We start from the raw sequence: 11614 nt of genomic DNA on the forward strand, positions 1-11614 counted from the left end.
TACTGCTGATTTCTACATAAAACTCACCCCTTTCAGACATATTAAAAAGCCACCCGAAGGCAGCTCCTATTTTGGCCATTGATATCTTTTTGCTTGTTCACTGTCTTTGATCCCTTTGGTTGTTGGATCATTAATTGCATGCCATAAGCTAACGATGATTAACACAAATACATAAGGGTTTGAAAAGGCATTGGATAACAAACTAAAAACAGAACCCCAAGTTGTGAGTTCCTGCGCTGTTAATCCATAATAGCCAAGCAATGGTAAGAAGAACGAGAGAAACAACTGTGCAATAAATAATGGGTTTTTAAAACGGACTTTCCAATTGATCATCTTGATCACTCCTATTGTTTATTCACAAAAGCCTCGAAAATTAAATAAAGCAAGCCACCGGTACCGGCAGCTGCTCCTGTGAATTTCCAAAATTGCTCTTGTGTAAATCTTTTACTGTTTAACACATGATCTAACAACTGCTTGGTCATTTCTTGCTGTTTGTTAGATTCTTTAATAACTGTCATTTCAGTGGCTGTTAGCTGTGACTTTATCTCCAAGTTAACTTTTTCCTGCTGCAGCCTGTACTCTTCCAGGCTTTTGATCCGATCTTCATGATTATCTAAACGTTCTACCACGTCGTCCACTCCCGAATCCCCTCTCTATCTCTAATTGGGTTAATGTAACCCCTATACTCCCTTTAAGCCAAAATAAAAAAGCCTACTCCTGTACGCTTTTGGTCTGTTTAATTTTCCTCTTATTCAGCAGGAGGTTGGTAGTCACCTGCTAAAAATGCTACACCACTGTCATCCAAATGCTCATAAACACCAGGTTGCAGTGTAGTTGGTACTTCATCAAACTTTGTTTTTTGTAAAATTACTCGCTGTGCAAAAAACATTTCCATCATTATCCCATCATCTCCTAAAATTTTTGTAATTAAATATATTAAAAAGGCAGATATCATCGATAAACATTCATTGCCATCTCAGCAATAACATCCTCGATAAAATCTGCTCTTTCTGATAAAGAAGAATTCTGCGCTTTTAACAACGTATTCTCATCTTTTAATTTGTTAAATTCTATTTCTGGTACTTCTTTGTAAACTACCTTTTCAGGTAAAGGATTATCTGAAAATATTAAAAAGTTACCGCTTATTAAATTTTGTTCCTCAATGAAAAACATATCTGCATGCTGTTCTAAAATATCTGTGCGTTCATCTTCATTCGTATATTGTACTTTCAACAAAACAAACACCTCCAATTAAAGAACTACTGTAGCCGACAATAAATTTGTCGATATATTGAAATTGCGTGCGTAAGCTGTACCATTTGTACTGTAAGCAAATAACTGAACGCGGTCACCGGCTTTAATCGCTATATCTTGGGTGAAAGTTGTAAATTGACCGCTGTTGGTCAAGACTCTTTGAATACCGATAGGGGAGCCGTTTACATAAATTCTATAATAAGCAGACCCGTTAAAATACGAAGCAGCTTGAAATGATACACGAATAGTTCCACCGTAAGGGACGATGATCTCCTTCTGCACCTGATATGAGCTATTGTAAAAACCAATCTCTCTATCAGAAGAAGCGAATAAATTAGCTCCAGGCTCTAATATTACTAGCCTAATTCTGTCTATAGCGTCAGCTAAATCTTGAAAAGATGGATTTGCAGGTAATGTAATTTTTGAATCAAAGCCAGTAATCGCATTACCTACTAATGTTTTCCCGTTACTGGCTGATTGAAAAGCCTCATTTGCCCTATCCATTGCTGCTTTTACAGCGCTGGGAGTAGCTGCAAGAGAAGTACTTGTACTAGTTACACTACTTGATAGTTGCACATGACCTTTTGTAGTAAGTGACGCATTTTTAGAATCATGTGTAGTAAGTGCTTGTGAGACTACGTTTACTTTTGCTTGAGAACCATCTGTTGTTTCTGATTCCTTCCATTCTCCCCATCCATTAGCCATTAATGTTCTGGTGTGAGTTTTACCATTTGCATAACCTATATGGAGTTGAGTGGGTCTGCCTGCTCTTGCGATATGAATTAATGTCCCTTGGTCACTGTCAGGCCTATTCAGAGTGTCAATATTAGTTTGATAAAATCCAGTGACATTACCTGTTAAATTACAATCGGTTATGTCTGGAGCATCGTCACCTAATCCAAAGTTTTTGGCCCATCCAATAGCATCGTCTTTGGCTTTGGTTGCTTTAGCTTGAGAGCCGTCAGTCGTCTCTAGTTCAAACCATCTATTCCAGGTGCCCTTGCCGCCAACTTCTACAGGGTTACCACTTCTAACGTATAATTTATACTGATTGTACGGTATGAGAATCTGGGCAATGGTGTCTGCCTTTCCATGTACAACAATCATTTGTCCGTAAGCTGTACCCTCTGGTGCATTTACAGGTGTATTTCCCAATCGGAAGAAACCACTATTAACTACGGTATTTAAATCTGCACTTGTCCCTAAATCACCATTTGAATTATCACCAAGACCGAAGCTTCTCGCCCATTTCACAGCATCAATATACGCTCCATTTGCCTTGTCCTGTGCCCCAATCGTTGTTTCTTTACTGTTCCAAGTTGTTCTTTCAGCAGCTGTAATATGCGCTACTTTATCGGCTTTGTGGGTAGTAACCTCATTCTGGACTGTTCCTAATTCATCTTTAGTAGCTAGTTCACTAAAATCAATGTTCTCGGTTTTATCATTGAGTGTTTTTAAAGCATCATCGATTATATCCATATTTACATTTTGATCGACTACATTATAAAAGTCATCAGCCGCTGGCTTTTTAAGATTGTAATATGGTGTATTATCAGCCATTAATTGATCACCTCATTCCTAAGTTGATTATGAGTATATACAGAAAGTTGAGCATGAGTGTAATTTGCTAGTTTGTTATGTTGGTTATAACGCAATTGCACATCAATAATCATGTTGGCTGGGACAATTCGCTCTAACATATCCACAACTGCATTAAACATTCCTTTTACGGTCAATTCGATTTTTACTTGGATTATTTTATTTGTTGCATCAATGGATAATGTATAGCCATTTTTACCACATAAAGAATCCATAAGATTCCGAATAACATGTCTCGTATAAGGAGCTTGTTCATTGTATCGAGTAAGCAAACGGAATTTACGTGTTTCCAGTGAATCTGTACCAGAAGGGAAAATATTAAGCATTCTCTCTCTTCGACTAACACCATATTCAGTCGCTGTTTGGATAAATTGATCATCCATACCTGTTCGAACCGCCTGCCATAATTTAATGATCTGTGAATTCTCAACTTTAGCGATTTCTATATTTTCTTTAAATACTCGCATTACAGGAGGCAGGTATTCTAAAACATCTATATTTCTATCCACTAATATCACCTCTAACTGCAATTGCATCTGGATCAAGCACAACGTTCTGCTGTAGACCGTTTAACTTGGTGTTAGCAATATCAATTATGCCGGGCAACCCAAGTAAACGAGTTTCTATTTGGCTTATTCTCACCACTAGAGCTTCTTGATCAGCCCATGTCTCATTAAGACTTTCAAAATATTCATCAATAGCAGCAATGACATATGGTTCTATATCCACCCATGACCAGCCATCTTGATAAATAATTGTGGTTTCGATATTAATTGAATCTTCAAAAACACCTTCAACCGTAACAATATGATCCATCGGCGCCAAACCGACTCCTTCCCCTCGACTGCCAAGAGGATCAATTGTTTCTTGTAATGAGTCAATAAGCACTTGTGAAGGTTTTTGAAATAGTGAATTTAAAACCACCAGTTTCACTGTGCCACCGCCTTCCCAAGCCCGGTAAACCTTAACTCCACCTACACCTTGAAGAGAATTTACTTTATCCTTATAATCTTGGCGATTACCACCAAAAGCTTGCGAATTAAAAGAGCTAAAATATCTTCTTCTGAATGACTCAGTATCCTCTTCATCGTCACCAGGGATTAATACTTCAACAAGTTCAGCAGAAGTTAGTCCGTCAATATATTCAATAGGAATGAGGGTTCCTAGATAGAGGTTTCCTTCATTTCCTACTGTTTCCGCTTCTAATATGAATTCACCATCAGCTATCTTCTCGATAGTTTCATAGTTTTGATCTTCTAAAGAGAAACGGCTTCCGATTGGAATATTAATGTTAAAAAGGCCTTTTAATCTTGCATGAGTGGCAGGTTCAGGAGACATTCCCCTTTCGGCTGCTCGTTTTATTAGAAATTCACGAGTAGCAGTATCAGCAAAAGTTTCGTTTAAAATGGAATCCAAGGCAATGTAAAGTAGTTGTGCCTCAACTGAATTACCAGCAAGAGCATTAAAAACAATTGATCCCTCACGTTTATCTACATCATCAGCGATCATATCAAGTTTTTGCTGCAGTAAATCCTCATATGTTATTTCTTCATACATTAAATATTCACCACACGATCTGCATCAAAATCTCCAAAAGTGGATTGAACAGTAAAAAAGGCGTGTACTTTCCCCTTTTTTGTCTCAAATGAAAAAGCATCAACAGCTTGGATACGGTCATCCTGCGTTAATGCTTCAGTAACTCTTCTTTTTAATTCCGGTAAAACGAATGCTATTGGTTGACCATATAAATCATTCAACTCAATCCCGTAATCCCAAGAATAAATAACATATTGATACCGTTCAGTGTTTAGGATAGCGAAAGCAGCTTGTTTAACGGCATCTAGATTATCTATATATCCTGATATCCTATTGTTATCTAAGTGCAACTTGTATGTTCTACTTGGTTCCTGTTCGATTTCAAAGTCATTGACTAAATCATCATTAACTACAGGTATCACTATGTCACCGCCTTATCAAGGACAATATACTTTTGTCCACCTTGCTGTCTAAGAAGAATAACTGTATCTCCCTCTTGGAGTTTATTATAAACTGTATAATTTCTTTTAATGCCACCCTCAATTGACATTTCCACCATGTGGTCTTGTACATTATTGGTTAATACAAGGTGAGCTATTTCCAATGTAAGCTTTTGTTCAATATTAATTCTTAATGGGTCTGTTCCAGTTACAGTCCCATACACAATAGCAACTGGTTGCGATTCTTCAACTGCACGCTTGGAAATCTTTTGTATCATCTCTACTAAGCTAGGCAATAAACTCACCGCCTCTCAAAGTTAAATCCATCCAGTGTTCACTTTCTTCAAAGCTGTGTTTTACTTTTTCAACCATCATATATTTTTGCACAATTATATCTCCAAGGTTTAATCCAACAATTACAGCTGAACCACCGCGTACTCTCGTATCCCCAAACGCTTTTTTTATTGATAGATTCCTTGTTTTCTGATTGTAAAGTTGTAACAATGCATTAGCTTGTGCTTTACCATTAACACCCTCTTTTATAGTGTCAAAATACTGCAGCACTCCCCAATCATTAATATTTTTGGAGTCTTGGGCAATGTATATTTCACGTTTGCCTGTATCCTTATTTTCGTAAGATAATTTGATCTTGTTATAGGTCTCACCATCAATCGATGAAGAATAATCAAAATTTTCTCCTGATTCTTCATCAATTAAAAGGTCAAGCTTCATTGATTCCACGTTTTTAAGGGTGATTTTCCCGTAATCATCATAAAGGACAAACATTTTCCCTTGGTTTTGCAATGTAAGATCATGTGCTGTTTGAACAATGTCAAAGATCGTTTTATTTTGCTCAATTCGGCTAGGTATCTTAAACCTTGTGTTTTCAAGCGTACCTACTTTCAAACGAAAATCAGATGCAATCATTCTTACAAGTTCATCTAACCTCTTGTTACCATAAACGTAGGTGTCTTTGTTTTTAAAATAGCGCAGTTGATCGTAAACTGTAACTTTTATGTGCTGTTGTTTGTCACGTTTCTTTTGAAAAACAAAGCCATAAAATATCTTCTTACCATCCACCTGCAACATAACCGCATTTCCTTCTTGGAATCTAACATCAAGGTCCTTTAATACAGTAAAAGTTATCTTACCGGGTACCCCTTTTCTTTCAGTTTCCCAGCTTAATTCTCCCTCGATGATTGGATAGTAAATGTTGGAGCCATTCTGGATGGCGATCTGAACATTAGGCAAATTTAATCACCTGCCCGGGATATATTAAATCTGGATTAGGGATTTTATTAAGTTTTGCGATTTCCGGATACCGCGAACCATTACCTAAATACTTTTTACATAATGCCCACAGTGTGTCACCAGAAACTACTTTATGTGTCTTTGGTGGTGTCTTAGATGATGATCTACTGGACTTAGCTTTAACAGTCTTTTTGGCAGCTGAAGAACTCTCCTGCTTAACAACAGCCTTTTTTGTGCCATATGCACGATATTGCTTAAGTTTAAAGGAAACCTCTAAATCCATTCCGTTTTCAGCGTCTTCAGTGATCTCATACTCTTCCAAGGATACTGCCATGTTTGTGTCAAACAAAAGCTTGCCAGCAGGCGAAACACGAGAAACTATGAACTGAAAGGGTTTTTGGCCAATCTTCAATTTTTCGAATTTATCCAAGAAAAAAGCCGCGTCTTTAAAACCATCCTTGTATACTGCAAATGGATACCTTGCTTGAGGGATCACTGCTGTAAAGGATATGTCCGTAAGACCGGCCACCTTTAAGATATTTACCTCTCCATCATTAATGAGAGAAATTGTTTTATTTTGATTGGTAATCGACATTGTCATTTCTGCGGGTGTTACAGGGAGCTGCAATCCATCCATATAAAATGCATACATTATTCATGCTCCCCCTCTGCCGCAATTGTCATTGTTTCATAGACCTTTTCTTCGAGGTATGTGACAACACCATCCAGATCCATTTCACTGTTAATACTGTTACTCATACCGCTCATATCAATACTGATTTCTGCTGTCGTGAAGCGATTTACCACTTCTTGCTCAGCAAGATCACGGAGGTATTTAAGATCTTCTTCAGATCCTTCCATAGAGTTTGCCATTTTGGCAGTATTTGCAGCTGTGTCTGCACCTTTCCCACCAATTTCATCAAGAGCTCCGTTTAAATCCGAACCCATTCCAGCATTTTTTAGTAGATTGTCCATATCTATTGCTCCGCCTAATTTATCGGCCGCACCTTCTCCCCAACTGTATCCGGCATCCCATGCAGCGCCCAGGCTTTTCATTTCCATCTTTGGTGCTTGCCAGTAATCTGATGGAGCTTCTCCTACCCATGCATTAACACCTTTTTTAATGTTTTTTAATGTTCCTGTAAAAGAATCCATATTTCCAATTGATCCCACTTTACCTAGATCAACACCCGGTATTTGGTTTAATGCATCTATAATCCAGTTAATAGCGCTAATTGCTTTATTTGCCCCCCAAATAAACGCATTTGCTATGTTGGTAGCAACGCCATCAAAGCCGCTAGAAATGGAAATACCCATATCCAGTACGTTATTTGTAAGATTTGCAAACAATCTTTTCACAGAATAGATTTTATGGTTCCATACATTAACGAAAAACTCAGCTATAGAAGCAAAGAGATTCCATAAAAATGCAATAATATTGAAAATGAATGCACCAAAAGTTGAGAACACCCCGGCTACTATTCCAGTAGCTGATATGGATGTTCCGGCAAATTTATTTATTACTGCCACTGCTAAGTACAAAATACCAATTAGAATAACAATTGCCATAACAACTAACAAAACTGGGTTAGAGTATAGCGCTGCGTTTAACCCCCACGCTGCTCCTGTTGCAGCAATTGTAGCCTGAACACTCGCCCAACTTGTTGCTGTATATAATCCTAGTGCAAGTGTTTTTACACCTAACCAAAACGCTTGCAACATACTTGCCGTCCTTAAAGCCAATAATGCTCCAGTGTAGATTACAACCGCAGTGGTTGCTGTTCCAATCACAGGTGCTATTAAAGACCAATTATCGTAAATGAACCTTCCTGTTGATACCATTAAATTAAAAACAAATGAAACCGCAGACGCAAACATATTCAATGAGTTTGTTGCGCTCTCTAAGAAACTTTTGAATCTATCACTGTTAGCAATATCATTTATGCTCTCGAGCAAAGGTCTAAAAGCCCATAAAGCTTCATTTTTAAAATACTCAAACACTTGGGACCAAGTTAAAGGCATGGAGTTAAATTTATCATTAATCTCATCCGTAGCTGATATCATTGCGTTTTTAACAACCTCTGCAGATAAAAGCCCTTCTTTGGCCATTTCTCTTATTTGTCCAATGTTCACTTCTAAATAGTCCGCGATGGTATGAATTATACTTGGTGCTGCTTCAAATACTGCATTTAATTCCTCCCCCCGAAGTACCCCTGATCCAAGTGCTTGTGTTAGTTGTAGAGTTGCTGAACTTATACCTTCTGCGTTTGTTCCAGCAATACCGAATTGTTTGTTCAACAACTCCGCAAACTGAACGACTTCTGCACTAGTTTGGAACGCATCTCCCGCATTCATACCTATTTTACCTACAAGGTCAGCAGTACGAGTATAAGCCCCGTATGATCGCTGGGCAGCTTGGAAGATCATTTCTTGTAATTCAGCAGTGGTTTGCAAACCGTCATTCATCATATCAATCCGCGCAACAGAATTTGTATATTCATCCGAGAGAGCAACAACTGATTGACCGGCCTGGAATGATAAATAGGTACCAATAATTGCGCCTAACTTTGATAAAAGACCACTTGCTGCAGAAGTACCATTCTGTATTTGCTGATTAAATTGTTGTTGTTGATGACTTGCCTGCTGGATGTTGTTTTGGATATTGTTAAATGCAGCTCCTGCCTGTGCCAATTGTTGCCTAGCTGCTTCAATACTTGCTGTATCTATTGCATTACCTGATGCAGACTGTAATGCAGCAAATGAGTTAATTACGATATTCATAGCATTGTTCATATGCTTGAACGCAGGAGTCATTCCATCGTGTATTTGAATCGATGTTTGAATGGTTGCCATTTTTTCACCACCAAAAAAGCACTCACTAAGAATGTGAGTGCTTGAATGTTTTAAAGTTGAATTGTTCTTTTGTCACTTTGTATGTTGTCTAACAGATTAATAAATAAAGGTGCATTTCTCTGACCGGTTACCTCAAAAGAAATGTAAGAAATTTCGTCGTTATTTTCTTTTTTATATGAGAAAATTAGATATTCCTCGACGGTTTCACTTTTTCTTTCTTTGGCTCTTCCTCCAATCATCGCTCCAAGTGGACCGAATAAGACATAACCACCAACTGCACCACCAACACTGCTTACATAGCTTTTTTGAATTTCGATATCAGTTTTTATAGTAATATCACTTATCTTTATCAAATCTAATTCATAAGTGTTGTTATTTCTCTCAAAAATCACCTTATCAGGGCATCTATACAAATGTACTTCTGCTCCCTCACTAATAGGTAAACCGTCCATATGTTTTCCCGTTATACAAATATCTGCATTAAGGTCATTGATCCTCGCCTTTGATCCAGGAACTTCTCTTTCTTTTTTATATTGTTCGTCTTTTCTTCTTTGCTTTTCTTTGCTTTTATTATCTCTATGAATCTCGTTAAGTGTTTTAAACTTTTTTATGAAGAGAATCTGCAAAAGTACAAATACAATGATAACACCAATGAACACAACATAACCACCGACGCTTGTATCATTTCCTAATTGCGCAAATAGTCCAATACCAAGTACAAATAAAACCAGGGCGTTAGCTATTGCTAAGAGTAACCATAACATTCTCATATCGTGTAGCCCCCTTTGTATTCTATATATATTAGAATATAACAAAAAAGGGCTATTTTACTATCGTTTTCTTTTTCTTGTTCCAGATTTGCTCTTTTTTTGCTCTTCTTTATCTTTCTCAATTTTTATTTGCACCGCAGCAATAACCATTGCTTTCTCAAACTTAGGCAAATTATTAAACTCTGATGGCCATTTATGAAGCTTATGCAAACAATAATAAGCAACATTAGCTTCAAAATCGCCATCATTAATTAGTTTTTTGCTTCTTCTACAGCCTCATCCATAGAAATCTCAAAGCCGTTTACCTCTTGAACTTTGGTTAGGTAGTCAGCATACTCACCCGGTGTAAGCATTTTCTTTAATACTGCATCATCACCCATTACCCCGTAGCTGTTTTGTAAATCGGCATCATGCAGGTTAGGATATACAGTACATTTAGCAGCAAGCTTCCCTAAATACTTCGGGAAATCCGTTTCTGGTACGAACTGATTTTTCTTTCCAGGCACTGGCACACGACGAGTACAAGCCTTTCTTAGAGCTTCATCTTCTTCTGAAGTAATTGAGCAGACTTCCCACTCTACAGGCTTTCCATCTTCAACAAACCGCTTAGAAGCAACGTACTTTTCATTTTCAATTTTTAATGCATTTTGGCTAAGAAATGCGTTCAAACTCATATATATCACCCTGTCCTTTTATTGTTTTTTAAAGTAAAACTCCCCATAAAGGGGAGCGATTATTGCATACCAGGCAGCAATGTAAACTTCTCAGGAATCTCAAAATCATCGAACGTAAAATCTAAGTCCTCATCAAGGTATTCTGCATCTGCATCGAATTTTGTTAGGATACCACCATCAATATTACAATCTTTTAAAATAACAGTCTGTCTGCCTACGGATGAAGTAGGATCTTCATTCGTAACTTGCATATCAAAGTAAATATCCTCACCTGTCTCTTTAAAACGATAAAGTAGTTCACGGAAAATGGAAGTATTATAGTGGAAAGTCGCTGATCCACTACCAGTCCACCCAGTCGATTTGTTCCCTCTTCCTGTTCTGCCTAGGATCGGTACTTCACTTTTAGATTTCTCAATAGAAGCTTCTAGATTAATAGCTTGCATAAAATTGTAGCGATTTCCATCGATCGTAACGAAACACTCAGCCAATGAAGCGCTGACTGCATCTTTAGCATTCATGGTTTGTCTCATATTCTCAGCTCCTTCCAAAAATAAGAACCAGCACTATTTGTACTGGTTCTTCCTTACATTCAGGCTTATGATTTCTTCAACAGCAAGTCCTTTATAATATCTAGCTCTTAGAGTACTTTCTTTCAATCCTGTGAGTTCAGATAACTGTTTAATAGTGTAAAGTTCCCCTCGATACTCGATTCTAATAGATAACCTCTTATTTCTATTTTGCTGATTTAAAGGGATCCACATACAGTTTTCAGGACAGTAATCACTATTTACATCTTTTCTCTCAATAGACAACCCTTCTTCATAACCGGCTCTAATTGCCCATTCTTTGAACGATGAATAGTCTTTCCATTCTTCACATACCTTAATCCCGCGACCACCGTAATCCCGATAAGGTATTGAATTAGAATTGTCGCATCGCCGTTTCATTCCTGCCCAAACACCATATAGCTTTGTACCGAAATCGCCATGCTTTCTAGATCTTTCACCAATCTTTGATTTATATCCTCTTACACTGGATATTTCTTTAGACAAACACCCACATGACTTAGTATTGCCGTTTGCCAAATGGACTCTTCTGATAACCTTCTCTATTCCACAATCACACTTACACAACCATCTTGACCCTTTGTCAATATTTTCGACACGCTTAACAACAACCAATCTCCCGAATCTCTCGCCAGTTAAATCACTTACTCTTCTCATGATATAACCTCCCT

At 37.6% G+C, this 11614-nt stretch carries 16 protein-coding genes; all 16 read right to left on the bottom strand.

Translation table 11 applies throughout. The features are described 5' to 3' along the window. Window positions 1–66: 66 nt before the first annotated feature. A complete protein-coding gene (locus J1899_RS18380; RefSeq protein WP_214475697.1) occupies window positions 67–333 on the bottom strand; it encodes a phage holin in 267 nt (88 codons plus the stop codon). Between the two features lie 11 nt (window positions 334–344). Next, on the bottom strand, window positions 345–638 hold the full coding sequence (locus J1899_RS18385; protein WP_214475700.1) for a hypothetical protein: 294 nt from the start codon (window positions 636–638) through the stop codon (window positions 345–347). A gap of 110 nt (window positions 639–748) precedes the next feature. Beyond that, window positions 749–898: a CD1375 family protein gene (locus tag J1899_RS18390; RefSeq protein WP_214475702.1), complete on the bottom strand. Its 150-nt coding sequence runs from the start codon at window positions 896–898 to the stop codon at window positions 749–751. 53 nt (window positions 899–951) lie between these two features. Further along, entirely contained in the window at window positions 952–1236 is a 285-nt protein-coding gene (locus J1899_RS18395; protein WP_214475704.1) for a hypothetical protein, read from the bottom strand. A 15-nt stretch (window positions 1237–1251) separates the two neighbouring features. Continuing rightward, the gene (locus J1899_RS22655; protein ID WP_246586521.1) at window positions 1252–2814 is read right to left on the bottom strand and encodes a tail fiber protein; all 1563 of its coding nucleotides are present in this window, start codon (window positions 2812–2814) and stop codon (window positions 1252–1254) included. After that, window positions 2814–3362, bottom strand: coding sequence for a putative phage tail protein (locus tag J1899_RS18405; RefSeq protein WP_214475706.1), 549 nt, complete (start codon window positions 3360–3362; stop codon window positions 2814–2816). Before J1899_RS18405 ends, J1899_RS22655 begins: the two co-directional genes overlap by 1 nt. After that, window positions 3355–4410 carry a baseplate J/gp47 family protein gene (locus J1899_RS18410; protein WP_214475708.1) on the bottom strand — a complete coding sequence of 352 codons (1056 nt, stop codon included), beginning with the start codon at window positions 4408–4410 and terminating at the stop codon, window positions 3355–3357. The genes J1899_RS18405 and J1899_RS18410 overlap by 8 nt, the downstream gene beginning before the upstream one ends. Further along, window positions 4410–4811 (bottom strand): DUF2634 domain-containing protein, encoded by a 402-nt coding sequence (locus J1899_RS18415; protein ID WP_214475711.1) that lies wholly within the window; start codon window positions 4809–4811, stop codon window positions 4410–4412. Before J1899_RS18415 ends, J1899_RS18410 begins: the two co-directional genes overlap by 1 nt. Continuing rightward, complete coding sequence (locus J1899_RS18420) at window positions 4811–5125, bottom strand: DUF2577 domain-containing protein (protein WP_214475713.1); 315 nt, start codon at window positions 5123–5125, stop codon at window positions 4811–4813. Before J1899_RS18420 ends, J1899_RS18415 begins: the two co-directional genes overlap by 1 nt. After that, complete coding sequence (locus J1899_RS18425) at window positions 5118–6080, bottom strand: XkdQ/YqbQ family protein (protein ID WP_246586522.1); 963 nt, start codon at window positions 6078–6080, stop codon at window positions 5118–5120. Before J1899_RS18425 ends, J1899_RS18420 begins: the two co-directional genes overlap by 8 nt. Further along, window positions 6073–6732: a LysM peptidoglycan-binding domain-containing protein gene (locus J1899_RS18430; protein ID WP_214475715.1), complete on the bottom strand. Its 660-nt coding sequence runs from the start codon at window positions 6730–6732 to the stop codon at window positions 6073–6075. Before J1899_RS18430 ends, J1899_RS18425 begins: the two co-directional genes overlap by 8 nt. Continuing rightward, window positions 6732–8933, bottom strand: coding sequence for a tape measure protein (locus tag J1899_RS18435; RefSeq protein WP_214475717.1), 2202 nt, complete (start codon window positions 8931–8933; stop codon window positions 6732–6734). The genes J1899_RS18430 and J1899_RS18435 overlap by 1 nt, the downstream gene beginning before the upstream one ends. 50 nt (window positions 8934–8983) lie before the next feature. Beyond that, window positions 8984–9703, bottom strand: a complete 720-nt coding sequence (locus tag J1899_RS18440; protein WP_214475719.1) for a hypothetical protein — start codon at window positions 9701–9703, stop codon at window positions 8984–8986. A 251-nt stretch (window positions 9704–9954) separates the two neighbouring features. Then, window positions 9955–10377 carry a phage tail assembly chaperone gene (locus J1899_RS18445; RefSeq protein WP_214475721.1) on the bottom strand — a complete coding sequence of 141 codons (423 nt, stop codon included), beginning with the start codon at window positions 10375–10377 and terminating at the stop codon, window positions 9955–9957. A gap of 59 nt (window positions 10378–10436) precedes the next feature. Continuing rightward, window positions 10437–10907 carry a phage tail tube protein gene (locus J1899_RS18450; RefSeq protein ID WP_214475724.1) on the bottom strand — a complete coding sequence of 157 codons (471 nt, stop codon included), beginning with the start codon at window positions 10905–10907 and terminating at the stop codon, window positions 10437–10439. Window positions 10908–10940: 33 nt separating this feature from the next. Further along, entirely contained in the window at window positions 10941–11600 is a 660-nt protein-coding gene (locus J1899_RS18455) for a MerR family transcriptional regulator (protein ID WP_214475726.1), read from the bottom strand. Window positions 11601–11614 lie beyond the last annotated feature (14 nt).

The organism is Cytobacillus gottheilii, assembly GCF_018582665.1.
Classification (GTDB): Bacteria; Bacillota; Bacilli; order Bacillales; family Cytobacillaceae; genus Cytobacillus; species Cytobacillus gottheilii.